The 25,214-nt window shown below is 64.1% G+C and carries 22 protein-coding genes; 14 read left to right on the top strand and 8 right to left on the bottom strand.

Annotated elements, in window-relative coordinates:
* Positions 1 to 2 precede the first annotated feature (2 nt).
* Positions 3 to 2,855 (top strand): formate dehydrogenase subunit alpha, encoded by a 2,853-nt coding sequence (gene fdhF, locus ASC94_RS28705; RefSeq protein ID WP_056404463.1) that lies wholly within the window; start codon positions 3 to 5, stop codon positions 2,853 to 2,855.
* Between the two features lie 12 nt (positions 2,856 to 2,867).
* Complete coding sequence (locus tag ASC94_RS28700) at positions 2,868 to 3,134, top strand: formate dehydrogenase subunit delta (protein ID WP_056404462.1); 267 nt, start codon at positions 2,868 to 2,870, stop codon at positions 3,132 to 3,134.
* 165 nt (positions 3,135 to 3,299) lie between these two features.
* On the opposite strand, the gene ASC94_RS28695 is transcribed toward ASC94_RS28700, so the two are convergent.
* The gene (locus ASC94_RS28695) at positions 3,300 to 4,280 is read right to left on the bottom strand and encodes an NAD(P)H-quinone oxidoreductase (protein WP_056405389.1); all 981 of its coding nucleotides are present in this window, start codon (positions 4,278 to 4,280) and stop codon (positions 3,300 to 3,302) included.
* 214 nt (positions 4,281 to 4,494) lie between these two features.
* On the opposite strand from ASC94_RS28695, the gene frc (ASC94_RS28690) reads away from it, so the two are divergent.
* The 3 genes from frc (ASC94_RS28690) to ASC94_RS28680 are packed head-to-tail and all read left to right on the top strand — an operon-like array spanning position 4,495 to position 7,410.
* The gene (frc, locus tag ASC94_RS28690) at positions 4,495 to 5,742 is read left to right on the top strand and encodes a formyl-CoA transferase (RefSeq protein ID WP_056404460.1); all 1,248 of its coding nucleotides are present in this window, start codon (positions 4,495 to 4,497) and stop codon (positions 5,740 to 5,742) included.
* Between the two features lie 25 nt (positions 5,743 to 5,767).
* A complete protein-coding gene (locus tag ASC94_RS28685; RefSeq protein WP_056404454.1) occupies positions 5,768 to 6,478 on the top strand; it encodes a TIM barrel protein in 711 nt (236 codons plus the stop codon).
* Positions 6,475 to 7,410: a histone deacetylase family protein gene (locus ASC94_RS28680; protein WP_056404452.1), complete on the top strand. Its 936-nt coding sequence runs from the start codon at positions 6,475 to 6,477 to the stop codon at positions 7,408 to 7,410. The genes ASC94_RS28685 and ASC94_RS28680 overlap by 4 nt, the downstream gene beginning before the upstream one ends.
* Positions 7,411 to 7,677: 267 nt before the next feature.
* On the opposite strand, the gene ASC94_RS28675 is transcribed toward ASC94_RS28680, so the two are convergent.
* Positions 7,678 to 8,604: a LysR family transcriptional regulator gene (locus ASC94_RS28675; protein WP_056404450.1), complete on the bottom strand. Its 927-nt coding sequence runs from the start codon at positions 8,602 to 8,604 to the stop codon at positions 7,678 to 7,680.
* A gap of 118 nt (positions 8,605 to 8,722) precedes the next feature.
* On the opposite strand from ASC94_RS28675, the gene ASC94_RS28670 reads away from it, so the two are divergent.
* From ASC94_RS28670 to ASC94_RS28655, 4 genes are all read left to right on the top strand, one after another.
* A complete protein-coding gene (locus ASC94_RS28670) occupies positions 8,723 to 9,076 on the top strand; it encodes a hypothetical protein (protein WP_157201634.1) in 354 nt (117 codons plus the stop codon).
* A 158-nt stretch (positions 9,077 to 9,234) separates the two neighbouring features.
* A complete protein-coding gene (oxlT, locus tag ASC94_RS28665; protein WP_056404446.1) occupies positions 9,235 to 10,566 on the top strand; it encodes an oxalate/formate MFS antiporter in 1,332 nt (443 codons plus the stop codon).
* Positions 10,567 to 10,632: 66 nt separating this feature from the next.
* Positions 10,633 to 11,400: a fumarylacetoacetate hydrolase family protein gene (locus ASC94_RS28660; protein ID WP_056404445.1), complete on the top strand. Its 768-nt coding sequence runs from the start codon at positions 10,633 to 10,635 to the stop codon at positions 11,398 to 11,400.
* Positions 11,401 to 11,417: 17 nt separating this feature from the next.
* The gene (locus ASC94_RS28655) at positions 11,418 to 12,431 is read left to right on the top strand and encodes a 2-dehydropantoate 2-reductase (RefSeq protein ID WP_056404438.1); all 1,014 of its coding nucleotides are present in this window, start codon (positions 11,418 to 11,420) and stop codon (positions 12,429 to 12,431) included.
* Positions 12,432 to 12,485: 54 nt separating this feature from the next.
* Here the strand turns inward: ASC94_RS28655 and ASC94_RS32855 are convergent, their stop codons facing one another.
* Together ASC94_RS32855 and ASC94_RS28650 are read right to left on the bottom strand one after the other, a co-directional pair.
* On the bottom strand, positions 12,486 to 12,650 hold the full coding sequence (locus ASC94_RS32855) for a hypothetical protein (protein WP_157201633.1): 165 nt from the start codon (positions 12,648 to 12,650) through the stop codon (positions 12,486 to 12,488).
* A gap of 200 nt (positions 12,651 to 12,850) precedes the next feature.
* Complete coding sequence (locus ASC94_RS28650; protein WP_056404437.1) at positions 12,851 to 13,459, bottom strand: Crp/Fnr family transcriptional regulator; 609 nt, start codon at positions 13,457 to 13,459, stop codon at positions 12,851 to 12,853.
* Positions 13,460 to 13,595: 136 nt separating this feature from the next.
* On the opposite strand from ASC94_RS28650, the gene oxc reads away from it, so the two are divergent.
* From oxc to ASC94_RS28630, 4 genes are all read left to right on the top strand, one after another.
* Positions 13,596 to 15,305 (top strand): oxalyl-CoA decarboxylase, encoded by a 1,710-nt coding sequence (oxc, locus tag ASC94_RS28645; protein WP_056404436.1) that lies wholly within the window; start codon positions 13,596 to 13,598, stop codon positions 15,303 to 15,305.
* Between the two features lie 24 nt (positions 15,306 to 15,329).
* The gene (gene frc / locus ASC94_RS28640; protein WP_056404434.1) at positions 15,330 to 16,583 is read left to right on the top strand and encodes a formyl-CoA transferase; all 1,254 of its coding nucleotides are present in this window, start codon (positions 15,330 to 15,332) and stop codon (positions 16,581 to 16,583) included.
* A gap of 62 nt (positions 16,584 to 16,645) precedes the next feature.
* Positions 16,646 to 17,119 carry a PAS domain S-box protein gene (locus tag ASC94_RS28635; RefSeq protein WP_056404432.1) on the top strand — a complete coding sequence of 158 codons (474 nt, stop codon included), beginning with the start codon at positions 16,646 to 16,648 and terminating at the stop codon, positions 17,117 to 17,119.
* A gap of 103 nt (positions 17,120 to 17,222) precedes the next feature.
* A complete protein-coding gene (locus tag ASC94_RS28630; RefSeq protein WP_229417444.1) occupies positions 17,223 to 18,722 on the top strand; it encodes a fibronectin type III domain-containing protein in 1,500 nt (499 codons plus the stop codon).
* Here ASC94_RS28630 and ASC94_RS28625 read toward each other — a convergent pair whose 3' ends face one another.
* A complete protein-coding gene (locus tag ASC94_RS28625) occupies positions 18,723 to 19,289 on the bottom strand; it encodes an SRPBCC family protein (protein ID WP_056404429.1) in 567 nt (188 codons plus the stop codon).
* A 178-nt stretch (positions 19,290 to 19,467) separates the two neighbouring features.
* On the opposite strand from ASC94_RS28625, the gene ASC94_RS28620 reads away from it, so the two are divergent.
* Entirely contained in the window at positions 19,468 to 19,683 is a 216-nt protein-coding gene (locus tag ASC94_RS28620) for a hypothetical protein (RefSeq protein ID WP_056404427.1), read from the top strand.
* Between the two features lie 9 nt (positions 19,684 to 19,692).
* Here ASC94_RS28620 and ASC94_RS28615 read toward each other — a convergent pair whose 3' ends face one another.
* The 3 genes from ASC94_RS28615 to ASC94_RS28605 all read right to left on the bottom strand — a co-directional run bounded on the left by ASC94_RS28615 (position 19,693) and on the right by ASC94_RS28605 (position 25,113).
* Complete coding sequence (locus tag ASC94_RS28615; protein ID WP_056404425.1) at positions 19,693 to 20,754, bottom strand: hypothetical protein; 1,062 nt, start codon at positions 20,752 to 20,754, stop codon at positions 19,693 to 19,695.
* An 81-nt stretch (positions 20,755 to 20,835) separates the two neighbouring features.
* A complete protein-coding gene (msrA, locus tag ASC94_RS28610) occupies positions 20,836 to 21,354 on the bottom strand; it encodes a peptide-methionine (S)-S-oxide reductase MsrA (RefSeq protein ID WP_056404422.1) in 519 nt (172 codons plus the stop codon).
* 105 nt (positions 21,355 to 21,459) lie between these two features.
* Positions 21,460 to 25,113: a TonB-dependent receptor gene (locus tag ASC94_RS28605; RefSeq protein ID WP_056404420.1), complete on the bottom strand. Its 3,654-nt coding sequence runs from the start codon at positions 25,111 to 25,113 to the stop codon at positions 21,460 to 21,462.
* Positions 25,114 to 25,214: the final 101 nt, after the last annotated feature.

The raw sequence follows: 25,214 nt of genomic DNA, 5'->3' as shown, positions 1-25,214 counted from the left end.
AGATGATCGAAACCATAATCAGCCGCGACTTCGGCACCCCGCCCAGCCTGGCCACGGACTTTGTCACGCTCACGATCGACGGCCAGCGCGTGACCGTGGCCGCCGGCACGTCCGTGATGCGCGCCGCCGCCGAAAGCGGCACCAACATTCCCAAGCTGTGCGCCACCGACAGCCTGGAGCCCTTCGGCTCCTGCCGCCTTTGCCTGGTGGAGATCGAAGGCCGGCGCGGCTATCCCGCCTCCTGCACCACGCCGGTGGAGGAGGGCATGGTGGTGCGCACGCAGACGTCCAAACTGCAGGAGCTGCGCAAGGGCGTGATGGAGCTGTACATCTCCGACCACCCGCTGGACTGCCTGACCTGCCCGGCCAACGGCAACTGCGAGCTGCAGGACATGGCCGGCGTGACCGGCCTGCGCGAAGTGCGCTACGGCTATGAAGGCGCCAACCACCTGAAACTGAAGAAGGACGAATCGAATCCCTACTTCACGTTCGATTCGTCCAAGTGCATCGTCTGCAACCGCTGCGTGCGGGCCTGCGAGGAAACCCAGGGCACCTTCGCGCTCACCATTTCCGGACGCGGCTTCGAGTCGCGCGTGTCGGCCGGGCAGAGCGAATCGTTCATGGAATCGGAGTGCGTGTCCTGCGGCGCCTGCGTGGAAGCCTGCCCGACCGCCACGCTGCAGGAAAAAACCGTGATCTGGATGGGCCAGGCCGAACACAAGGTCACCACCACTTGCGCCTATTGCGGCGTGGGCTGCTCGCTGGACGCGGAGATGAAGGGCAGCGAAGTGGTGCGCATGGTGCCGAGCAAGGACGGCAAGGCCAACGAAGGCCACGCTTGCGTGAAAGGCCGCTTCGCGTGGGGCTACGCCACCCACAAGGACCGCATCCTCAAGCCGATGATACGGTCCAGGATCACCGACCCGTGGAAGGAAGTGTCGTGGGACGAGGCGCTGGACTATGCGGCCTCCGAATTCAAGCGCATCCAGGCCAAGCATGGCCAGGATTCCATCGGCGGCATCGTGTCCTCGCGTTGCACCAACGAAGAAGGCTACCTGGTGCAGAAGCTGGTGCGCGCTGCCTTCGGCAACAACAACGTGGACACTTGCGCCCGCGTGTGCCACTCGCCCACCGGCTACGGCTTGAAGCAGACACTGGGCGAATCGGCCGGCACCCAGACCTTCGCGTCCGTGGCCAAGTCCGACGTCATCATGGTCATCGGCGCCAACCCGACCGACGGCCACCCGGTGTTCGCCTCGCGCATGAAACGCCGGCTGCGCCAGGGCGCCAAGCTGATCGTGATCGATCCGCGCCGCATCGACCTGGTGAAGTCGCCGCACATCCGCGCCCAGCACCATCTGCAACTGCGCCCCGGCACCAACGTGGCCATGGTCAGCTCGCTGGCGCACGTGATCGTGACCGAAGGCCTGCTGGCCGAGGAATTCATCGCCGAGCGCTGCGAGCTGCGCGCTTTCAACCAATGGCGCGACTTCGTGGCGCAGGAATCGAACTCGCCGGAAGCCATGGAAGCGGTCACCGGCGTGCCGGCCGAGCAGGTGCGCGCCGCGGCCCGCCTGTTCGCCACCGGCGGCAATGGTGCCATCTTCTACGGCTTGGGCGTGACCGAGCATGCGCAGGGCTCCACCACCGTGATGGGCATCGCCAACCTGGCCATGGCCACCGGTAACGTGGGCCGCGAAGGCGTGGGCGTGAACCCGCTGCGCGGCCAGAACAACGTGCAGGGTTCCTGCGACATCGGCTCCTTCCCGCACGAGCTGCCGGGCTACCGGCACGTGTCCGACACCACCGTGCGCATGCAGTTCGAAGCCGCGTGGGGCGTGGAGCTGCAGGCCGAACCCGGGCTGCGCATTCCCAATATGTTCGAGGCGGCGCTGGACGGCAGCTTCAAGGGCCTGTATTGCCAGGGCGAGGACATCGTGCAGTCCGACCCCAACACCCAGCATGTGATCTCCGCCATGGAAGCCATGGAGTGCATCGTGGTGCAGGACATCTTCCTGAACGAGACCGCCAAGTACGCCCACGTGCTGCTGCCCGGTTCCTCCTTCCTGGAGAAGGACGGCACCTTCACCAACGCCGAGCGCCGCATCTCGCGCGTGCGCAAGGTGATGGCGCCGAAGGCCGGCTATGCCGACTGGGAAGTGACGGTGCAGCTGTCCAACCGCCTGGGCTATCCGATGAACTACACGCACCCGTCGCAGATCATGGACGAAATCGCGCGCCTGACGCCAACCTTCAGCGGCGTGAGCTACGCCAAGCTGGACAAGCTGGGCAGCATCCAGTGGCCGTGCAACGACGAGGCGCCGGAAGGCACGCCGACCATGCACATCGACCGCTTCGTGCGCGGCCAGGGGCGCTTCATCATCACGCAGTACGTGCCGACGGACGAGAAGGTGACGCGCATGTATCCGCTGATTTTGACGACGGGGCGTATCCTGTCCCAATACAACGTGGGCGCGCAAACGCGGCGCACGGAGAACGTGCGCTGGCACGCCGAGGACAGGCTGGAGATCCACCCGCACGATGCGCAGGAGCGCGGCATCAAGGACGACCAGTGGGTGGGCATCCAGAGCCGGGCAGGGGAAACCGTGCTGCGCGCGCTGGTGACCGAGCGCATGCAGCCGGGCGTGGTGTACACCACATTCCACTTCCCCGAGTCGGGCGCGAACGTGATCACCACCGAGAATTCGGACTGGGCCACCAACTGCCCCGAATACAAGGTGACGGCGGTGCAGGTGATGCCGGTGCAGCAGCAGTCCGACTGGCAGCTGGAGTTTGCGCGCTTCCACGAAGAGCAGATGGCGCACAAGGATGCCGCTGCCGCGCAGCCGGCTTAACGAGGAGAGACGATGAATATTCATCACCTGGTCACCATGGCCAACCAGATCGGCTCCTTCTTCGCGTCCTATCCGGACCAGGAAGAGGCCAGCAGCGAGATCGCCAGCCATTTGCAGCGCTTCTGGGCGCCGCAAATGCGGCGCCAGCTGCTGGCGCACGTGGCCGAGCAGGGCGGGGAGGGCTTGCAGCCGGCGGTGCTGGCGGCCATCCAGGCCAATCTCGCGCGGCTGACGCCGGCGACGGTGCGTGCCGGCGTCGCCACTGCTGCCGGCTCGTAATCACGGATGCGTCGTCGGCGGCGCTTTGGCGGGTTACGGCGGCTTGCGCCGCCTAACCCGCCCTACGAAATTCGTACGCCGCCCGGCCCTGGTGATCGCGCCGGCCGTAGGGCGGGTTAGGCGCACCGCGCCGTAACCCGCCGATGCACCGCCCGCAGCCCCAACTCACCCCACCTCCAGCATCACCTTTCCGATATGCGCGCTGGACTCCATCAGCGCGTGCGCTTCGGCCGCCTGCTCCAGCGGATAACTCCGATACACCACCGGCTTGATCAACCCATCCCCGATCAAGGGCCACACCTTCTCCCGCAGTTGCCGCGCAATCGCCGCCTTGAACGCCACCGGCCTCGGCCGCAGCGTCGACCCCGTCACACTCAACCTGCGCAGCAAAATCTGCCCCAGCGGCACCTCCACCTTCGCCCCTCCCAGCAGCGCGATAAACACCAGCCTGCCGTCATCCGCCAGGCAGCTCAACTCGCGCGGCACATAATCGCCGCCCACCATATCCAGGATCACATCCACCCCCTTGCCGCGCGTGGCATCCTTCACCGCCGCCGCAAAATCTCCCGTCCGGTAATTGATCGCCAGATCCGCCCCCAGCTCCTCGCAAGCCCGGCACTTCTCGTCCGACCCGGCCGTGGCAAACACCCTGTGCCCAAACGCCTTCGCCAGCTGGATCGCCGTCACGCCTATCCCGGACGTCCCGCCCTGCACCAGCAGCGTCTCCGTCGGCGCCAGTGCCGCCCGGTCAAACACATTGCTCCACACAGTGAAGAACGTCTCCGGCAGCGAAGCCGCCTCCACCATCGACCACCCATCCGGAATCGGCAAGCACAGCTCAATCTGCGCCGGGCAATACTGCGCATACCCGCCGCCCTGCACCAGCGCGCACACCTTATCCCCGATATGCCAGCCGCTATCGCCCACATGCCCCGCCACGATCTCGCCCGCCACCTCCAGCCCCGGCAGATCCGAGGCCCCTTCCGGCACCGGATATTTTCCGATGCGCTGCAGCAAATCCGGCCGGTTAATCCCCGCCGCATGGACCTTGATCAAGACCTGCCCCGGCAACAGCGACGGGCGCGGACGCTCGCACAACTGCAGCACTTCCGGGCCGCCCGGCTGGGTAATTTCTATCGCGCGCATGGTTCCCCCTTCTAGAAATAGAGGAAACAATGCTAGGCGGGCCTTGAAAAATTCCCCATGACCGCAGTCAATTTTCCAGAATATGGCCATCTTGCGAATCTTGACCCCGGTCAATGCACGTTGTCAGGGCCGCTGCCTATCATGCAACTATCTCGCGGTGCGAACCGCATGCCATACTAGCTATCAAAAAATTACATCTACCAGGAGACAGTCCATGAGCAAAGCATTAGACGGGGTGCGCGTCCTTGATTTCACGCACGTGCAGTCCGGGCCGACCTGCACCCAGTTGCTGGCGTGGTTCGGCGCCGACGTGATCAAAGTGGAGCGCGCCGGGGAGGGCGACGCCACCCGCGGCCAATTGCGCGACATCCCCGGTGTGGACAGCCTGTACTTCACCATGCTGAACCACAACAAGCGCTCCATCACGCTGGACACCAAAAAATCCATGGGCAAGGAAGTGCTGGAAACCCTGATCAAGGATTGTGACGTCCTGGTGGAGAACTTCGCCCCCGGCGCGCTGGACCGCATGGGCTTCAGCTGGGAGCGCATCCAGGAACTCAACCCGCGCATGATCGTCGCGTCCGTGAAAGGCTTTGGCCCGGGCCCCTACCAGAACTGCAAAGTGTACGAAAACGTGGCGCAGTGCGCCGGCGGCTCGGCCGCCACCACCGGCTTCGCCGACGGGCCGCCGGTGGTGACCGGCGCCCAGATCGGCGACAGCGGCAGCGGCCTGCACCTCGCTTTGGGCATCGTCACCGCCCTCTATCAGCGCAACGCCACCGGCCGTGGCCAGAAGGTGGACACCGCCATGCAGGACGCGGTACTGAACCTGTGCCGCGTAAAACTGCGCGACCAGCAGCGCCTGGAACGCACCGGCACCATGGAAGAATACCCGCAGTATGCCGACGGCACCTTCGGCGACTCCGTGCCGCGCGCCGGCAACGCCTCCGGCGGCGGCCAGCCGGGCTGGATCCTCAAGTGCAAAGGCTGGGAGACCGATCCCAACGCCTACATCTACTTCATCGCCCAGGCGCCGGTATGGCCCGCCATCTGCCGCGTGATCGGCCGCGAAGGCTGGATCACCGACCCGGACTACGCCACCCCGCGCGCGCGCCTGCCGCGCCTCATGTCCATCTTCGCCACGGTGGAAGAGTGGACCCGCGAGCACACCAAGTTCGAGGCAATGGACATCCTCAACAAGTACGACATCCCGTGCGGCCCCATCCTGTCGATGAAAGAGATCGCCGAGGAACCGTCACTGCGCGCCAGCGGCACCATCGTGGAAGTGGACCATCCCGAGCGCGGCAAATACCTCACGGTGGGCAACCCGATCAAGCTCTCCGACAGCCCCACCGACATCACGCGTTCCCCGCTGCTCGGCGAGCACACCGACGAAGTGCTGCGCGAGCTCGGCTACAACGATCTGCAGATCGCCGCGCTGCGCGACGAGCGCGTGATCTGAGCCGACTGGCAGCGGACCTCGCGTCATGCACCATGCCACCTCCAGCGCCGACGCCGGCACCGGCGCCGGCCACGCAGCGCCCTGCGCCGGTTTCAGCGCGGGCGCGCCCGCCGCGCACAAGCCGGCGGCGCACCTGAACCGCCTGTTCGGCGACCTGCCGTTCCTGGACCGCTTCGACGCCGCAGCCCAAGCCGGCTACGGCCGCGTGGAATTCATGTTCCCGTATTCGTATCCGGTGGAGCAGATCGCCCACCGCCTGTGCAGCCACGGCTTGCAGCTGGTGCGATTCTGCCTGCCGGCCGGCGACTGGACGGGCGGCGAGCGCGGCATCGCCTGCCACCCCGCGCGCATCAGCGAATTCCGCTACGGAGTGGAGGAAGCCATCCGCTACGCCCGCCCGCTCGGCACGCGCCAGCTGCGCTGCCTGGCCGGGCTGCTGCTGCCCGGCCTAGCCCCCGACCTGGCGCGCCAGACCTTGGTGAACAACCTGCGCTACGCCGCCGCCGCGCTCAAGCCGCACGGCATCGCCTTGCAGATCGCTCCGCACAGCGTGGCCGACGCCGCGTGTGCCGCCAGCATGGTCAGCGCCGCCAGCATCGTCAGCGGCGCGTGCGCGGCGCATCCGGCAGGCCCGGGCGAGGCGGCAGACCATTTCCTCACCGGCCGCGCCCAGGCACTCGCCGTCATCCGCGACACCGGCTCCGACAACCTGTTCCTGCAGGACGACCCCACATGAAACAGCGCACCCGCGTCTACACCCATGCCGACTGCTACGACCACCAGCCCGGCGACGGCCATCCCGAATCGCCGCAGCGGCTGGCGCTGGTGCTCGAAGCGCTGAAGACGTCCGAGTTCTCGGCCTTGGACTGGCAACCCGCACCCCTGGGCACGCGCGCCCAGGCGGAACTGATCCACGATGCCGACTACTACGACGCCATCCTGGAAGCGCTGCCCGAGCGCGGCGTGGTCCCGCTGGACGGCGGCGACACGGTACTATCCCCCGGCTCCTGGCGCGCTGTGATGCGCTGCATCGGCGCCGCCTGCGCCGCCGTGGACGACGTGATGCTGGGCGAAGCCGCCAACGTCTTCTGCGCCACGCGCCCCTGCGGCCACCACGCCGAGCCTGACCGCGCCATGGGCTTCTGCATCTTCAACCACGCCGCCATCGCCGCCGCCCACGCCAGCCGCGCGTATGAGCTGGAGAGGGTGGCCGTGGTCGATTTCGACGTCCACCATGGCAACGGCACCCAGGCCGCGTTCGCGCCGCTGCCAGGGCTGTTCTACGCCTCCTGCCACCAGTCTCCGCTGTATCCCGGCACCGGCCTGCGCAGCGAGACCGGCAGCCGCAACAACATCCTCAACATCCCGCTGCCGCCCGGCTGCGACTCGCCCATGTTCCGCGACCGCATCCGGCACGAGCTCATACCCGCGCTGCGCAACTGGGCGCCCGAGCTGATCGTCATCTCCGCCGGCTTCGACGCGCACCGCGACGATCCGCTCGCTGGCCTGCAGCTGGTGGATGCCGACTTTCACTGGATTACGCGCGAGTTGATGGAAGTCGCGGCGGACACCGCGCAGGGACGCGTTGTCTCGATTCTCGAAGGTGGCTACAGCATGGCTGGCCTCACCGGCGGCGCCGCTGCGCATGTGCGGGCGCTGATGGGCTAGGTTTTCTGCGGGACCGAGACGGGCAGTCCGACGAGTTGCTGAAGAATGGCGTTAGCGTCGGCAGCGGTCAAGTCAGTTTGCATTGCTCCACCTTGCGAAAGAGCCTGGCGCCGCTGGGGCGGCTAGAAGGAAAACGCTGGCATTGACGCGATCGGCGATTTCCTCTTTTCCAAGTTGAGCCAAGGCCAGTTCGCTGGCTGTATAGCCAAGTTCATGGTAGCACCACGGTGCCAAATTGCCACCGAGGTGCAAAGTGGCGCAACGTGTCTAACTTGGTGAGAGATAGTGTTCGATCAGCGCGGCGCCGTCGGTTAGCAGGAAATCCTTGAACGCCTGCGCCACCGGCGGCAGGCGCTTGTTCTTGCGGTGCACCACGTACCAGTTCAGCATCACCGGAAATCCCGCCACGTCCAGCACTACCAGGCTGCCTGCTTTCAGCTCCTGGCTGATGGTGTGCGCCGACAGGAAGGCCACGCCCATGCCGGCAATGACGGCCTGCTTGATGGTCTCGGTGCTGCGGATCTCCATCGCCACGTTCAGGCGCTCTAGGTGGGCGCCGAAGCCGTCTTCCATTGAATTCCACGTATCCGACCCACGCTCGCGGACCACGAACGGTTCCTCGACGATCCGCTCGATCGGGATGCGGCGCTTGCCCGCCAGTGGGTGCTGGGCCGGGGCGACGATCACGTAAGGGTGGGGCGCAAACGCTGCCTGGGCGGCGTCGGCGGGCTGCGGCGGGCGCACCATCACGGCCAGGTCGGTCTGGTTGCTGGAGAGCTGCTCCAGCAGCTCCGCGCGGTTGTGCACCGTGAGGTTGAGCTTCACGCCCGGATTGCGGCGGGCGAATTCCACCATCAGGCGCGGGAAGAAGTAGTCGCCTGCGCTGATCACGGCCACATTGAGCTTGCCGCCGGCGATGCCGCGAAACTGCGTGAGCGCGTCTTCGGCTTCCTGGAACTGCTGGATGATGGCGCGGCTGTGGTACAGCAGTTCGGCGCCGCCCGGCGTCAGGTACACCTTCTTCCCCAACTGCTCGAACAGCACCAGGCCGGCGTGGCCCTCCAGCGTTTTGATCTGGGTCGATACGGCCGGCTGCGTCAGGTGCAGCTCGGCTGCGGCGCGCGAAAAACTCAGGTGGCGGGCGACCGCTTCGAAGACCTTCAGCTGGCGCAGGGTGGCGTGTTTCATGGGAATCTCATGTATACAGTATCGTGAATGGAAAAGCCAAAAACCTTTAACTATACCTAATCATTGTCAGCCCCTAGGATGTACTTAGTCAACCGACATTATTCCAACAGAGAGGGAGCAGACCATGATGCATATCGATACGTCCGACCTGGCCGACGCGCAGCGCCAGGCTTACAACGCGGCCTTTGCGGAACTGGGTTTGCGCTGGTTCTGGGGCAGCAGCGACTACGCGGGCCAGATGGGTGTGGAGAGCCAGCGCTCGCACCTGCGTCGCTACGTGGAGAACCACCATCCGCACATGCTGAAGGTATACGACGCGGAGTTCCTGGTGAACGCGATCCAGAAGGTGATGGCGCGCTGCCTGGAGACCGCCGGCGCAGGCTGCGGCGCTGCCGGCACGGCCGCCCGCGTGGGTGAGCGGCAGGGCGCGCAGCTCGCTGTCCAAAACAGCATGCAGCGCGGTGAAGTGGGTTTTTGAGCGGCCTCGCGAAGACGCTATTTTTCGCTTGAAAAAAATGAAAGAATGTCGAATCTTAACCGCGGTCAAGGATATCGGGTTTTGCTTCTTCCACAATCATCTCGTGACAACGGTCAACCAGACACGGTCCAACTAAAAAACTATATGGAGATAACGAAATGAAGCATGACGATGACACTGCGCCGGTGATCAGGCCTCCTTCGTACCGCTGGCTACAACTGCTCATGGGCATAGTCTGTATGGCCATGATCGCCAACCTGCAGTACGGTTGGACCCTGTTTGTGAATCCTATCGCCGACAAGTACGGCTGGAGCAAGGCTGCCATCCAGGTCGCCTTTACGATCTTCATCCTGACCGAGACCTGGCTGGTGCCGGTCGAAGGGTGGGCGGTGGACAAGTGGGGACCACGTCCCGTGGTGCTGTTCGGCGGCTTGCTGTGCGCGCTGGGCTGGATCATGAACTCCTACGCAGACTCCCTGACCATGCTGTACATCGCAGCGGCCATCAGCGGTATCGGCGCCGGCGCCGTGTACGGCACTTGCGTGGGTTCGGCACTGAAGTGGTTCCCGGACCGACGCGGCCTGGCAGCGGGTTTGACGGCGGCGGGATTCGGGGCCGGATCGGCGGCCACCATCATACCGATCTCCATGATGATCGCCAAAAGCGGCTACGAAGCGACCTTCTTCACCTTCGGTATCGGCCAGGGCGCCATCGTGATGCTGCTGGCGCTGCTGATGGTGCGTCCGCCAGCCCACGTGCCAAGCAAGATCCAGAAGCAGACCAAGGTGCAGCAGGGCCGCGCCGATTTCGGCCCGTCGCAGATCATCCGCAAACCGGTGTTCTGGGTCATGTACGTGATGTTCGTCCTGGTGGCTGCAGGCGGCCTGATGGCGACCGCGCAAATGGGTCCGATCGCGAAGGACTTCAAGATCGACGGGGTGACCTTCAACGTGATGGGCATGATACTGCCGGCGCTGACCTTCGCCCTGGCGATCGACCGGGTGCTGAACGGCCTGACGCGTCCATTCTTCGGCTGGGTGTCGGATCAGATCGGCCGCGAGAAGACCATGTTTATCGCCTTTGCGATGGAATCGGTGGGCATCCTGGCGCTGTACTACTGGGGCCGCGATCCGATCATGTTCGTCATCCTTACCGGCCTGGTGTTCTTTGCCTGGGGCGAGATCTACAGCCTGTTCCCCGCTACTTGCGCCGATACCTTCGGCACCAAGAACGCGGCGGGCAATGCCGGCCTGCTGTACACGGCCAAGGGCACGGCGTCCATCTTCGTGCCGCTGTCCAGCGTCCTCACGGCCGCCACGGGCAGCTGGGAAGCGGTGTTCTTCGTGGGCTGCGGCCTGAACGCAGTGGCTGCCTTCATGGCCTGGTGGGTGCTGCGGCCGATGCGCAAGCGCTTCATGGATACCGCCGTGACCCCGGTCTCCGAGGCGGATGACAAGTCCCTGGCCGCCGCCGCGCGGTTGGCCAACTAGCGTGCAATCGATGGCGCCGGCTGCGTCCGGCGCCATCGATCGGCAGCAAGAACGAGCGAGAACAACATGATCAAACGCTGGCTGCGCTTTCAACATTTCGATACGGTGCGTTTCGGCACCGTTGAAGGCGACAAAATCCGTATCTACCAGGGCGACATGTTCGATGCGCCCAGCCCCACCGATTTCACGCTGCACCTGTCGGACGTCAAGCTGCTCACCCCCGTCGTTCCCGGCAAGGTGCTGGCGATGTGGAACAACTTCCACGCGCTGGGCCGCAAGCTCGGCATCGAGCCGCCGCCGGAACCGCTGTACCTGCTGAAAACGCCGAACTCCTACCTGGCGCCCGGCGGCACCATCCGCAAGCCGCTGTGCGACGACAAGGTGGCTTTCGAGGGCGAGCTGGCCATCGTGATCGGCAAGACCTGTTTCAACGTCTCCGAGGCTGACGCTCCGGACCATATTTTCGGCTACACCTGCGCCAATGACGTCACCGTCAACGACATCATCAAGCGCGATCCCACCTTTCCGCAGTGGGTGCGGGCCAAGGGTTTCGACACCTTCTGCCCTTTCGGGCCGGTGATCGCCACCGGCCTGGACCCTGCGATGCTGGTGGTGCGGACCATCCTCAACAGCGAGGTGCGGCAGGACTACCCCATCAACGACATGGTGTTCTCCGCCGCGCAGCTGGTGAGCAAGATTTCGAAGGACATGACGCTGGACCCGGGCGATATCCTCCTGTGCGGCACGTCGGTCGGCGTCGGTTCGATGCGGCCTGGCAGCATAGTCGAAGTGGAGATCGACGGCATAGGAAAGCTCAGCAACCGTTTTGAGTAAAAACCAAGGAGCTGAAAATGAAAATCGCCATTGTAGGGGCGGGGGCAATAGGAGGATTAGTGGGGGCCAGGCTGGCCCTGGCAGGCGAGCAGGTGACGTTTCTGGTGCGGGGTGCCAATCTGCTGGCGATCCGCAACAAGGGCATCAAGCTGATCGAGCATGACGGCACGGAGCAGGTGGCCACCAACGTGGCGGCCACCGACGACTACGCCGAAGCGGGCCCGCAGGACGTGGTAGTCCTGGCGCTGAAGGCGCACCAGGTGGCGGCGGTGGCGGACCAGCTGCCGCTGCTGTTCGGCCCGGACACCACCGTGGTCACCATGCAGAACGGCATACCGTACTGGTACTTCCACCAGCATGGCGGACCGCTGGAGGGGCGCACGGTGCATAGCGTGGACCCGGACGGCACCCTGGCGGCGCGCATACCGCCGTCGCGCGTGATCGGCTGCGTGGTCTATCCGGCCTCGGAGCTGGTGGCGCCGGGCGTGGTGCGGCACGTGGAGGGCGAGCGTTTTCCGCTGGGCGAACTGGATGGTTCCACCACGCCGCGCGTGCAGGCCATCTCGGAGTGCTTCACCAGGGCCGGTTTCAAGGCGCCGGTGCTGGACAACATCCGCTCCGAGATCTGGCTGAAGCTGTGGGGCAACCTGACCTTCAATCCGATCAGCGCGCTGTGCCACGCCACGCTGGAGGGCATCTGCCAGTATCCGGTGGCGCGCTCGCTGGCGGCGGACATGATGAAGGAAGCGGAGGCGGTGGCGAACAAGCTGGGCGTGACGTTCCGCGTAACGCTGGACAAGCGGATCGCGGGCGCCGAGAAAGTAGGGCGGCACAAAACGTCGATGCTGATGGATGTCGAGGCGGGACGCGGGCCGGAAATCGACGCGCTGGTCGGCTCGGTGGTTGAACTGGGGCGGTTTACCGATACCGCCACACCTCATATCGACGCGGTCTATGCGCTGGTCAAATTGCTGGAACGGACCATGACCGAGGAGAGAGGGCAGCTCAGGCTACAAAAACTGGCAGCTTGATAAAAAAACGGACGTCTCACAAGGACGTCCGTTTTGCTTTCTACCCCAGAACAATTACATGCCCCAGGTGTATTTTGCGTCGCTCTTGTCGCCGGCGGTGTTGGCATCGAGCTGTTCGCGCAGGTGCACGCCGAAGATGGTTTCGATGATGAACATCAGGCTGAAAGGCTGCGCTTGTTCAGTGGCGGTATGGGTTTGTTTGTTGGTGATGGTGGTCATGATTATTTCCCTTAGAGTTAAAAAATGTTGGTGCCGCGTTGGTATGAAATGAGTATAGGCAGCACGAAACAGCGCCGCCAATTGAGGCGGCGCATATCAGGTATCACTTCTGTGAATATTGCCTATGAAAAACCCACGAAAACACGATAAATCTGTTTTCGGGATTCTTGACCGCGGTCAAGATTCCGCGTTGCGCGGGATCAGATCTTGCCCTGGTTTTTCAGCCGGCTAAGGGTTTCCGGAGATAAATTCAGGTAGGCAGCCAGTTGTTTCTTCGGCAAGCGCTCGAACATTTCGCTGTGCTTGCGCACAAAGCGGTGCACGCGGCCCGGCGCATCGAGCAGGTGCAGGGTGATGGTGTGGCCCATGATCTCGCTCATCAAATGCATCACCTCATATTCGAAGCCCTGCTTGAGCTGCGAGTGGCTTTCCAAAAACGCCACCCACTGCGGCATGGCCAGCTTGGCCACGCGCGCTTTCGTCACGCACACGATGCTGTAGGGCGTGGGCGTTTTCAAACGCCAGGCCGCGTAGCTGGTCTCGATGTCGCGCTCGGCGGCGAAGCGCAAAATCATTTCCTTGGCTTCCTGGTTGGTGACCACGCGCTTCAGGATGCCGTCCAGGATGAAGTACTGCTCCATCTCGTGCACGCCCTGGTTCAGCAGCAGGTCTCCCTTGTTGTAGTCCACCACGGTGAGGTAAGGCTCCAGGGCCGCCATCTCGCTTTCGCGCAGTTCTTTCAGCACGATGTTCTGGCGCAGTTGCACGCGCAGGATGTTGCGTTCGGGGTGATTGGCTAGCAGCGTCATGACCTGTATCGATTACTGATCTGGAAATGTTGGACATCTTCCTTTGAATCTTGACCGCGGTCAATGAGAGAAAACAAAGGGGCTCGCTATGATGGCTTCAACACCTTTGTTAAACCAAATATAAGAGACACTCATTATGACCAACAGCACACAGTCCGCCGAACAGACCGATGGCTTCCACCTGGTAGTGGATGCGCTCAAACACAACGACATCGACACCATCTTCGGCCTTGTCGGCATTCCGATCACCGACCTGGCGCGCCTTGCGCAGGCTGAAGGTATGCGTTTCATCGGCTTCCGCCACGAGCAGCATGCGGGCAACGCCGCCGCCATCGCCGGCTACATGACGCAGAAGCCGGGCATCTGCCTGACGGTGTCCGCGCCGGGCTTCCTGAACGGGCTGACCGCGCTGGCCAACGCCACCACCAACTGCTTCCCGATGATCCTGATCAGCGGTTCCAGCGAACGCGAAATCGTCGACCTGCAGCAGGGCGATTACGAAGAGATGGACCAGCTGAACGCCGCCAAGCCTTATGCGAAAGCTTCCTATCGCATCAACAAGGCAGAGGACATCGGCATCGGCGTGGCGCGCGCCATCCGCGCTGCCGTGTCGGGCCGTCCGGGCGGTGTGTACCTGGACTTGCCGGCGCAGCTGCTGGCGCAAGTGATCGACGCGGAACACGGCCGCCGCTCGCTGGTAAAAGTGGTTGATCCGGCGCCGCGCCAGATCCCCGCGCCGGATGCGGTGCAGCGCGCGCTGTCGCTGCTGAAAGGCGCGAAGAAGCCGCTGATCCTGCTGGGCAAAGGCGCCGCTTACGCGCAGGCCGACGCGGACATCCGCGCCTTCGTCGAGGAATCCGGCATTCCCTACCTGCCGATGTCCATGGCCAAGGGCCTGCTGCCGGATACCCACGCGCAGTCGGCCTCCGCCGCGCGCTCCTATGTGCTGGCCGAAGCGGACGTGGTGGTGCTGGTCGGCGCGCGCCTGAACTGGCTGCTGGCGCACGGCAAGGGCAAGACCTGGGGCGCGCCGAAACAGTTCATCCAGATCGATATCTCGCCGACTGAAATCGACAGCAACGTGGCGATCGCCGCGCCGGTGATCGGCGACATCGGCTCCTGCGTCACCGCGCTGCTGGACGGCATCCGCAGCGGCGGCCACGGCAAGCCCGACCCGGCCTGGACCGGCTCCATCGCCGAGCGCAAGGACAAGAACCTCACCAAGATGGCCGCCATGCTGGCGCAGAACCCATCGCCGATGAACTTCCACAGCGCGCTGCGCTCCATCCGCGACGTGCTGAAAACCCGGCCGGACATCAATGTGGTGAACGAGGGCGCCAACACGCTGGACTTCGCCCGCAGCATCATCGACATGTACGAGCCGCGCAAGCGTTTCGATTCGGGTACCTGGGGCATCATGGGCATCGGCATGGGCTTCGCCATCGGCGCGGCAGTCACCAGCGGCAAGCCTGTGGTGGCGATCGAAGGCGACAGCGCCTTCGGCTTCAGCGGCATGGAGCTGGAAACCATCTGCCGCTACGAGCTGCCGGTCACCACCATCATCTTCAACAACAACGGCGTGTACCGCGGCACCGATGTCAATCCCACCGGCGGCAAGGACGTGGCGCCCACCGTATTCGTGAAGAACGCCCGCTACGACAAGATGATCGAGGCGTTCGGCGGCATCGGCTACCACGTCACCACGCCGGAGGAAATGACGCGCGCGCTCACCGAAGCCATCGCGGCCGGCAAGCCGGCGCTGATCAACGCCGTCATCGACGAAACCGCAGGCACGGAAAGCGGCCGTCTCACCAACCTGAATCCCAGCACCGCAGGCAAGAAGTAATCCGAACAACACAGGAGACTTAACATGACCAAACCGTTAGAAGGCATCAAGATCATCGACTTCACCCACGTGCAAGCCGGTCCCGCGTGCACCCAGCTGCTGGCCTGGTATGGCGCAGACGTGATCAAGGTTGAGCGCCCCGGCGCAGGCGACGTGACGCGCTCGCAGCTGCGCGACATCCCCGGCGTGGACGCGCTGTACTTCACCATGTTGAACAGCAATAAGAAGTCCCTGACCCTGGACACCAAGACCGCCGAAGGCAAGGAAGTGCTGACCCGCTTGATCAAGCAGTCGGACGTGCTGGTGGAAAACTTCGGCCCCGGCGCGCTGGACCGCATGGGCTTCACCTGGGAACACATCAAGGAACTGAATCCCGGCATGATCGTGGCGTCCGTGAAAGGCTTCAGCGACGGCCACCACTACGAAGACTTGAAAGTGTATGAGAACGTGGCACAGTGCGCCGGCGGCGCCGCTTCCACCACCGGCTTCGACGACGGCCCTCCCACCGTGAGCGCCGCCGCGCTGGGCGACAGCAACACCGGCATGCACCTGGCCATCGGCATCCTCACCGCGCTGCACGCGCGCAACCGCAACGGCGGCAAGGGCCAGAAGGTGGCCGTGTCCATGCAGGACAGCGTGCTGAACCTGTGCCGCGTGAAGTTGCGCGACCAGCAGCGCCTGGACCGCGTCGGCTACCTGGAAGAGTATCCGCAATATCCGCACGGCAGCTTCACCGACGTGGTGCCGCGCGGCGGCAATGCGGGCGGCGGCGGCCAGCCGGGCTGGGTGCTCAAGTGCAAAGGCTGGGAAACCGACAAGAACGCCTACATCTATTTCACCATCCAGGGCCACGCCTGGGCGCCGATCTGCCGCGCCATCGGCAAGCCGGAGTGGATTGAGGATCCGGCCTACATGACCGCTTCGGCGCGCCAGGACAAGATCTTCGACATCTTCGGCACCATCGAAGCCTGGCTGGCCGACAAGACCAAGTTCGAAGCGGTGAACATCCTGCGCAAGTTCGACATTCCTTGCGCGCCGGTGATGACGATGAAGGAACTGGCCAACGACGAGTCCCTGCGCGCCAGCGGCACCATCGCCGAAGTGGACCACAAGGAACGCGGCAAATACCTGACCGTGGGCAGCCCCATCAAGTTCTCGGACCTGAAGGTGGAAATCACCGGCTCGCCGCTGCTGGGCGAGCACACCAACGAGGTGCTGGAGACGCTGGGTTACAGCTCGCGCGAAATCGCCGCACTGCACGAAGCCAAGGCCGTGTAAGACGGTTATAAAATAAGGCGAGGGCGGATTTATTCCGCCCTTGTTCATTTGGGGAGAGAGCGATGCAACAAATTGATTATCAGAAGCTGGTTGAATCCATCGGCGACGCGGTGGTGGTGTGCGACGCGGCCGGCGCCATCATCGTCTGGAACGACGCGGCGGTGCGCATGTTCGGCTTTACGCGCGAGGAAGCGCTGGGCAAGTCGCTGGACATCATCATTCCCGAGCGCCAGCGGCAGCGCCACTGGGACGGCTACAACAAGTCCATGTCCACCGGCGAAACGCGTTACGGCAACGACGTGCTGCGCGTGCCGGCCTTGCACCGCGACGGGCGCAACCTGTCCATCGCCTTCACGGTGGCGATGCTGTACGACGAGGCCCGCAAAGTGACCGCCATCGTGGCCGTGGTGCGCGATGAAACCCAGCGCTGGAGCGAGGAGCGCCAGATGCGCATCCGCCTGGCGCAGCTGGAAGCGCGTATCAAAGAGGAAGCCAGGGAGGATGCGCGGGAGGATGCGACAGCGGCGCAACAGTAGAACTACTAGCGGGCTACCAAGTCTAATAAATTCGTAATGTTTCCAATTACTATCGGTTCCCTGCGGAGGCGGCGCTTCCGCATAACCATAAAGGAGACTCACAATGACGAATTTCGCTGGCCAGTTCCGCATTCGCAGCATTGTTTTGTTTGCCCTCGGTGTTGGCGGTGCGGCGGTCCAATCGGCCTTCGCCGCCCCCGTCGCGCTGCCGTCGTATAACGTCGACCCCGCGCTCACGTCGGTGTCCGGGCTGTCCTCCGGCGGCTTCATGGCCGTGCAGCTCCACGTGGCGTTTTCCGCCACCTTCAAGGCCGGCGCCGGCATCGTCGCGGGCGGTCCTTACTACTGCGCGCAGGGCGCTGTCGGCACCGCCACCGGCCCCTGCATGGCCGCCACCTCCATCAGCAAGCCCGCCACGTCCACGCTGGTGTCCACCACCAACAGCTGGGCCAGCCAGGGCCTGATCGATCCCACCAGCAACCTGGCCAATTCCAGGGTCTACCTGTATTCCGGCACCATCGACAGCACCGTCAAGCAGCTGGTGATGAACGAGGCGGACACCTACTACAAGAACTACATCGCCAGCGCCAACATCTTCTACAAGAACAACCTGGCTTCCGAGCATGCCATGGTGACGGACTATTTCGGCAGCGGCTGCAGCACCAAGGCCAGCCCTTACATCAACAAGTGTAACTTCGACCTGGCCGGTGAAATCCTGAAATGGATCTACGGCCCGCTGAACGCGAAGAACACCGGCACGCTGGGCGGCAGCTTTGTGGAATTCAACCAGGCCGAGTTCATCGCCAGTCCCGCCACGCACGGCATGGCGTCCAGCGGCTGGGCCTACGTGCCGGCCAGCTGCGGCAGCGGCCAGCAGTGCAAGGTGCACGTGGTGGTGCACGGCTGCCAGCAGGACCCGACCAAGATCCAGGACAAGTATTACCGCAGCACCGGCTATAACAAGTGGGCCGACACCAACGGCATCATTATGCTGTACCCGCAGACCGCGCCCAGCAGCGCTGGCAACCCGAACGGCTGCTGGGACTGGTGGGGGTATGACGACGCGAACTACGCCAAGAAGAGCGGGCGCCAGATGGCGGCCATCAAGGGCATGGTGGACCGCGTGTCGGCAGGCGGCGGCGGTGGCGGCGGCGCGCTGCCGGCGCCGGCCGGCGTGAACGTCACCGGCGTCACCAGCAACAGCGTGGCGCTGGCGTGGAGCAGCGTGTCCGGCGCGGCCGGCTATAACGTCTACCGGGGCGGCACGCAGGTCAATTCCACCCTGCTGACCGCACTGGCTTATACCGACACCGGCCTGGCCCCCGCCACCGCCTACAGCTACACGGTGAGGGCGGTGGATGCGGGCGGGCAGGCCGGTACGGCGTCGGCGGCGGTGAACGCCACCACCACCGGCACCGGCTACACGTGCAGCGCCACCACGTCCAGCAACTACGCACACGTGACGGCGGGGCGCGCCCTCAACAGCGGCGGCTACGCGCTGGCCAAGGGTTCGAACCAGAACATGGGCTTGAACAACACCTTCTACACCACCACGCTGGCGCAAACCTCGGCCGGCTACTACGTCATCGGCAACTGCCCTTGATCAGTGCGCGGTCGTGGCCGGGCCCTGGTCCTTGATGGTGCCGCGCCAGGCGCCCGTTTCACTGCCGCGCTGCTCCATCATTTCCTTGAAGCGTTTCAGGTTGCCGGACGCTTCGAGGCGCACCGCACCCAGGGCGTCGCCGATGGTTTCCACGGCGCCCTCGGGCTGGTACGTCATGGTGAGGGTGATGCGGCAGCGTTTATCCGACAGGGAATCGAAGGACACCACGCCGTTGTTGAGCTTGCCGGTGGTGCTGCGCCAGGCGATGCGCTGGTCCGGAATCTGTTCGGTGATTTCCGCGTCCCATTCGACCGGCTTGCCCAGCACGTCGGCCTTCCAGTGCAGCCGCTTGTCGTCCAGCTGGCGTACTTCGTGCACGCTGTCCATGAAGGTGGGGAATTGCTCGAATTGGGTCCACTGGTCGTAGGCGGTGCGCACCGGCACGTTGACGGTGATGCTTTCCTTCACGCTCGATTCGCCGCCCGCAGCCTTGTTTTTCTTGAGCTGCTTGGCTACCAGGTAGCCGCCTGCCGCCACCGCGGCCATAGTGATGAGTCGGTTAAGCATGGGGTTCTCCTTTTCGACGTTATCCAATGATGCTAATCGGATTCCCCGGCCGGATATACCGCCGTACTTCCCATTTCCTTGTCGGACTAGGCCGACAAGGCGTGCCGCGCCACCGGCCATATTTTGCTATGCTTAGGATGCTAAAGGCACCCTATCGTTCTTACTTTGGGAGATCATCATGGCCATGTCACAAGAAAGCTATGTCAGGCAGCAAGGCCTGCGCAAATCCTACGACATCGAGTACAGCAGCCTGCGTTACCGCATCTCGCTGGAAGGCAAGGTATTGAAGGAAATCGAATTGCCACTGGACACGCTCGCCGCCCTGGGCGACGAGGCCAGCTGGAAGAGCGCGGTGGCCGATATCGAGCACCTGCGCGGCATGCCGGAGCAGTAACGGTCAAGCTCACGCGTGCCGCTTGCCCGTGCCCTGCGCCAGCGCAGTGAAGCGGTCCAGCACGTCGGGCACCAGTTGTTCCGCGAAGCCCGCCATAAAGGCCAGCAGCAACAGTTTGGCCAGCGAGGCGGCGTCGAGCGGCACCATGTCGCCTGCCGCGATGGCATTGGCCGTGTGCGGAAAAAGCGGGAGCAAGCTGGTCTTGAGCGAGTCGCCGGGGATGCCCGCCACCAGCCCGAGGTAGAGGATAACGGCAAACACGCCGCCGGTGATGACCGACAGGTGAATGCCGGTCTTGCCGTTTTCGATGCGCATCAGCCGGATGACGGGATCGCTGTCCGAGGTGGCGATGTCGTTGAAGTTGCGCGTGCGGCGTGCCACGCTGATCACGGCGCCCAGCACGCCGAAGTACAGGCACAGCATGCCCACGGTGAGCGCGTCGCCCAGCCGTCCCGGCAGCAATTGCAGCAGCGCGGCCAGCGCCGCGCTGAGCACCAGTCCCCGGGTGGCGTAATCGAGCAGCACGCGCTTGAGGGCGCGGAAACCCCGTTCCAGCAGCATGGCGTTGAGCTGGTGCCAGAACTTGCCGCGCATCAGGTCGGTCACTTCCGCGCGCAGGCAGTCTTCCGCCAGCGCAGGGCCCGCTGCGGATACCGCCGCGGGCACTGCCGCCGCTTCCGGCGCGCTGCCGCCAGTTTCGCCGGCCAGTTTGCGGTAGGCGGCATAGACGCTGGCCGCCTTGGCCCGCAGCGCCAGTCCGGGCAGCATCTGCACCAGCGCCAGGTCGACTTGCCATACTTCCTGGATCGACAGCTTGTAGCGGATGCGGCAGTATTTCCCGCACAGGTTACGGATCAGCTCATCGCAGCGCAGTTGGGCGGGCGAGCCGGTCAGCGTGGCCGGATCGAGACCGTCGCGCTCGGTCTTGACCAGCATGAAGTAATCCCAGGCGTAATGCTGTTCGGGTGTGTGCAGCAGCTTGCGCAGGAGGGTTCCGGCGTACTCGGCCAATTCCGACCACAGTGACCTGTATTTGCCCTGGATGCAGGCTTCGGAGGTGCAATCTTTCATGGCTGCTCCTTGATGGCGGCAAGGTTGCCGCCCTCAAGGTCAGACCATGAATTTACTGAAGAGTTCCATCTTTGCCGCCGGTCAGCTGCGCGCGGGCAGTTTCCAGTCGGGGCGGATGAAGTGGCAGGTGTAGCCGTTGGGGATGCGCTCCAGGTAATCCTGGTGCTCGGGTTCGGCTTCCCAGAAGGGACCGGCCGGGGCCAGTTCGGTCACCACCTTGCCGGGCCACAGGCCGGACGCGTTTACGTCGGCGATGGTGTCCTCGGCCACGCGCTTCTGCTCGGCGCTGGTGTAGAAGATGGCCGAGCGGTAGCTCGTGCCCAGGTCGTTGCCCTGGCGGTTGGGCGTGCTCGGGTCGTGGATCTGGAAGAAGAATTCCAGGATCTTGCGGTAGCTGATGACAGCCGGGTCGAATACGATCTCGATGGCCTCGGCGTGGCTGCCGTGGTTGCGGTAGGTGGCGTTCGGCACGTCGCCGCCCGAATAGCCCACGCGGGTGGCCAGCACGCCCGGATAGCGGCGGATCAAGTCCTGCATGCCCCAGAAGCAGCCGCCTGCCAGCAGTGCGGTTTCCGTGGTGTTGCCCGTGTCTTTGCTCATGCGAGTTCCTTTGCAGTGTGTAGGCAGCTTAAGTATAGCCACAATGCAAAAAAACAACCCGGCGCGGGGCCGGGTTAAAGGACAAACAACGAAGCGGTTGGTGACTTAGTTGCGCAGAGTGACGCCTATCATGATGCGGCGGCCGGCGTAGGCATAGTCCAGCAGGTTGGGCGTGCCGTCCGAGAACGGCGTGTACGGGCCCTGGCTGTTGGAAGTGGCAGCGTTGCCCAGGTTGCGGCCCTCGGCGAAGAGCTCGATGCCGTTGGCGAAGCGATAGGCGATCTTGGCGTCGATGAAGCGGGTCGCGTCCTTGAAGTTGGGTGAGCCGGGGTTGAACGGGGTCACCGTTACGCGGGTCACGCCGGGCGAACTCGGATAGTTGTTGACCGAGTTGGCGCCGCAGGCGGCGATGCAGGTGAACTGCTGCGCCACGAATTGCAACGCTACCCGGGCGGACAAAGCGCCATCGTCGTACCACAGCGACGCGTTGTACGAGTACTTCGATTCGCGGGCCGGCGGCAGCGGGGTGCCGGTGATCAGGTCTACCACGTTCACTGCCGAAACGGCCGAGCGCAGCTTGGTGTAGTTCGCGTCCAGGCCGGTGTATTTCAGGACCGACGGCAGGAAGGTGAACGCGGTCTTGGAGCTGAACTCGATGCCTTTGCGGGTGGTCGCCGCGCCGTTGTCCCAGGTGCGGTAGTTGAAGTCCAGGTCGCCCAGCGACTTGCCGGTGACCGGGTCCACCAGCTCGGTGCCGGAGAACAGCTTCACGTCGCTGCGGCCCACCAGTTCGCTTGGGCCGATAATGCCCTTCTGGTGGAAGGCGGACGCGGTGAACATGGTGTCGCGGTTCGGGTACCACTCGACGCTCAGGTTCTGGTTCCAGTTGGTCTGCGGGCGCAAGGCTGGATTGCCCAGGTTGCCGGTGCAGGTCTGGTCCAGTTCGGTGCCGCTCAGGGCATCGACCTTGCGTTCATCATAGGTACACGTGCCGGCCGGCAGCAGGCGCTCGACCGGTGGACGCGCAATGGTCTTGGCGCGGTTGTAGCGCAGCACCACCTGGTCCGGCACCGCCCACAGCGCCAGGTTCAGCGCCGGCATGTAGTCGGTGGTGCTGGCGTTCAGTGTGGTCGGCACAATCAGGGTGCTCGACGTGATGCCCGCTGCCGCATCCGGATTGCTCGGGTTGAATCCGCCGGTCTTGCGGATGGTCTGGAAGCCCATGACGCCGGTGCCCGACACCTTGGTGTTGACGATGCGGTAGCCGAAGTTGCCTTCCAGTTCCCAGTTGAACGGCAGTGCCTTGCTGGTGAACGGCACGCGGTCCACGGTGAAATCGGTCATCAGGTAGCCGGAGCGCACCTTTTCCGTGAACTTGTTGGAAGGCTGGGCATACACCTTGCCGTCGCTGGCCGTGCACTCCTTCAGGCAGTCATAGTTGACGTTGGGGACACCCGTCATGGCAAAGACTTTCTCCACGTCGATGGTGCTCCAGCTTTCCACGAGGCCGGCAGGGCGGTCCTTGGCGCCGTTGAAGAAGCGCGTGCTCTGGCCGGTCATGGCGGCGGTGATGATGTCCTGGAACTGCTGCTGGTTCATCACCACCTGGCCCGACAGCGCGGTGGCGGGGTTGGTGCTCGGATTGTAGCCGTATTTGCATGGCGAACCACCCGCGCCCAGCGAACCCGCGGTGTTTTCGCAGCCGATGAAGGACGAACGGACGATGGACTGCGGCATGTTGATGGCCGGCACATAGCCTGCCTGGCCAAACGTGCCGACGGCGCTTTGCACAACGTAGCCGCCGTTCGGGTTCCAGCTCTCGCCGCGCGTGTCGCGCAGGTTGATGCCGGTCTTGATACGGGACAGGAAAGGAACCTGGTCGTTCAGCGCGTAGGTCAGGTCCACCTTGGCCGTGCGTTCGCCGCCTTCGCTGCCGCGCGGCGTGAACTGCAGCGAAGGTGACTGGGTGAGCAGCGGCTGCTGGGCGATGGTATAGGCCGGAATGGCCACCGGCACCGTGGCCGACGCTGCCACCGCCTGGGTGGGGGCAACCGCCGGCCGCGCCGCGGTGTAGTTGGCGGGATTGGACTGGTTGAAGTTGCTGCCCTGAGGGAAGCTGTAGGTCCACAAGCCGTTCGGCAGCACGCTCAGCGTGGCCGGCCCATAGTTGTAGCTCCAGGCGGTGCGCTTGTCGCCGCGCGTGAAGTCGGACTTGGCGTCGCCGATGAAGAATTCGGCCAGCAGCGGCCCGTTGCGGTAGGTGCCGCCCGTTTGCAGGTAGCGGCTGCTGGTTTCGATGATGTTGTGGATCTGGTCCACGGCCGCGCTGCCGTCGCTGATGGTGTACTTGGTGACGTGGTGGTTGGCGTCCACCACCACCGAGCGCGGGTCCACATTGGCCACCGTGCCCGTGGCCGGGAAGGTGTTGCTGCGGAAGCTGGGCGTGTCGTACAGGAAGTAGCCCGAGCCTGGCACCGCGCTGCGCACGCCCGTGGGCGAGTCGGTGAACGTGGGGCCGTTGTACGTTGGGGTGTTGCTGGCCGCCGGGTTGGTGGTCAGGCCGCCCAGGCCGTAGACCTGGAAGTTGTCGTCAATGCGGCGGCGCTGGATGCTGCCCTTGGCATACACGGTCAGCTCGTTGTTGACCTTGAAGTCCAGGCGCAGGTCGGCGGAACGGCGCTTGTCGATCTGCTTTTTCTCGATGTAGCGGATGAGCGACGGCGTGTAGTCGTTCCACTGGTTGAGGCAGGTCATCAGCTCGTTGCCGCGCTGGTTGATGGCAGCGTTGCGGGCGGTGGTGCCGCTGATGGCGTTGGTCTGCGCGGTGGTCAGGGCAGGGAAGGTGGAGTAGCAGTCCGCCTTGGAGTTGGCGCTGGCCGAACGCGTCACCAGCTCCAGCGGGCTGGCGGCGTTGAAGAATCCGCCGGCGCTCAGCGGGCTGGCCAACAGGGTCGTGGTGGCCAGCGGGTCCGTGGTGGACACTGTGCTCGGGTTGAAGGAGAAAGTCTTGTTGGGCGAATTGTCGAAGTCCACCGCGCGCGCGTAGCCCTGGTTGGCGCTGGTGGCCACTTGCGACGAATGGCCTTCGTTGTGGGCCTGCGAGGTGGACACGTTGAGCAGCACGCCCAGGCGGTCGTCCAGGAACTTGTTGGCCAGGATCAGGTTGGTGTCCGGCGACCATTCCTTGTTCAGCGAGCCCTGCGACGCGGCAACGCGCAGCGAGTAGAACGGCTTCTTGAAGTCCAGGCCGGTGCGCGTCTTGATGATGATGCCGCCGCCCAGCGAGCCCTCGGTCATGTCGGCGGTGGAGCCTTTGACCACGTCCACGCTTTTAATCAGGTCGGACGACATTTCGCGGAATTCCACGCCGCGGCCGCTGCCGCCGCCATTCAGGTCGGTGCCGCCGCCGGACTGAACGCCCTGGCCGTCGATCTCGACGCGGGTGAGGTCGGCCGAATTGCCGCGCACGGCCACCGATACACCTTCGCCGAAATCTCCACGGTCCAGTGCAATGCCGGAAATGCGGGAAATGGCTTCGCCGATATTGCGGTCGGGGAATGCGCCGACGTCTTCGGCGACGATGGAATCCTGCGCCGTCGCGGCGTTCTTTTTGCGGTCGATACCGCTTTGCTGCGAAGCGCGGGTGCTGCTGACTACGACCTTTTGCACCGTCGCTTCTTTGGCCGGTGCTTCGGCTTTTGGTGCATCCTGTGCGAAGGCCATATTGCTGGCCAGTGCCAGGGCAATTGCGTAACTCAAACGTTTCGGCCGAAGTTGGCCATTGGCGATGATGTGCATCTCTCCGTCTCCCATGTAAGGACTTATTAGTTTGAACAGAGTTTATTGTTGGAGAACGGACG

Origin of the sequence: Massilia sp. Root418 (genome assembly GCF_001425265.1) — a bacterium.
Classification (GTDB): domain Bacteria; phylum Pseudomonadota; class Gammaproteobacteria; order Burkholderiales; family Burkholderiaceae_D; genus Rugamonas.
This window is presented reverse-complemented; position numbering and strand designations above follow the sequence as displayed.

Bases quoted from the DNA above. Each gene is read 5' to 3' on its own strand.
- fdhF (WP_056404463.1), top strand. From the start codon at position 3: ATGATCGAAACCATAATCAGCCGCGACTTCGGCACCCCGCCCAGCCTG.
- ASC94_RS28700 (WP_056404462.1), top strand. From the start codon at position 2,868: ATGAATATTCATCACCTGGTCACCATGGCCAACCAGATCGGCTCCTTC.
- ASC94_RS28695 (WP_056405389.1), bottom strand. From the start codon at position 4,280: ATGCGCGCGATAGAAATTACCCAGCCGGGCGGCCCGGAAGTGCTGCAG.
- frc (WP_056404460.1), top strand. From the start codon at position 4,495: ATGAGCAAAGCATTAGACGGGGTGCGCGTCCTTGATTTCACGCACGTG.
- ASC94_RS28685 (WP_056404454.1), top strand. From the start codon at position 5,768: ATGCACCATGCCACCTCCAGCGCCGACGCCGGCACCGGCGCCGGCCAC.
- ASC94_RS28680 (WP_056404452.1), top strand. From the start codon at position 6,475: ATGAAACAGCGCACCCGCGTCTACACCCATGCCGACTGCTACGACCAC.
- ASC94_RS28670 (WP_157201634.1), top strand. From the start codon at position 8,723: ATGATGCATATCGATACGTCCGACCTGGCCGACGCGCAGCGCCAGGCT.
- oxlT (WP_056404446.1), top strand. From the start codon at position 9,235: ATGAAGCATGACGATGACACTGCGCCGGTGATCAGGCCTCCTTCGTAC.
- ASC94_RS28660 (WP_056404445.1), top strand. From the start codon at position 10,633: ATGATCAAACGCTGGCTGCGCTTTCAACATTTCGATACGGTGCGTTTC.
- ASC94_RS28655 (WP_056404438.1), top strand. From the start codon at position 11,418: ATGAAAATCGCCATTGTAGGGGCGGGGGCAATAGGAGGATTAGTGGGG.
- ASC94_RS32855 (WP_157201633.1), bottom strand. From the start codon at position 12,650: ATGACCACCATCACCAACAAACAAACCCATACCGCCACTGAACAAGCG.
- ASC94_RS28650 (WP_056404437.1), bottom strand. From the start codon at position 13,459: ATGACGCTGCTAGCCAATCACCCCGAACGCAACATCCTGCGCGTGCAA.
- oxc (WP_056404436.1), top strand. From the start codon at position 13,596: ATGACCAACAGCACACAGTCCGCCGAACAGACCGATGGCTTCCACCTG.
- frc (WP_056404434.1), top strand. From the start codon at position 15,330: ATGACCAAACCGTTAGAAGGCATCAAGATCATCGACTTCACCCACGTG.
- ASC94_RS28635 (WP_056404432.1), top strand. From the start codon at position 16,646: ATGCAACAAATTGATTATCAGAAGCTGGTTGAATCCATCGGCGACGCG.
- ASC94_RS28630 (WP_229417444.1), top strand. From the start codon at position 17,223: ATGACGAATTTCGCTGGCCAGTTCCGCATTCGCAGCATTGTTTTGTTT.
- ASC94_RS28625 (WP_056404429.1), bottom strand. From the start codon at position 19,289: ATGCTTAACCGACTCATCACTATGGCCGCGGTGGCGGCAGGCGGCTAC.
- ASC94_RS28620 (WP_056404427.1), top strand. From the start codon at position 19,468: ATGGCCATGTCACAAGAAAGCTATGTCAGGCAGCAAGGCCTGCGCAAA.
- ASC94_RS28615 (WP_056404425.1), bottom strand. From the start codon at position 20,754: ATGAAAGATTGCACCTCCGAAGCCTGCATCCAGGGCAAATACAGGTCA.
- msrA (WP_056404422.1), bottom strand. From the start codon at position 21,354: ATGAGCAAAGACACGGGCAACACCACGGAAACCGCACTGCTGGCAGGC.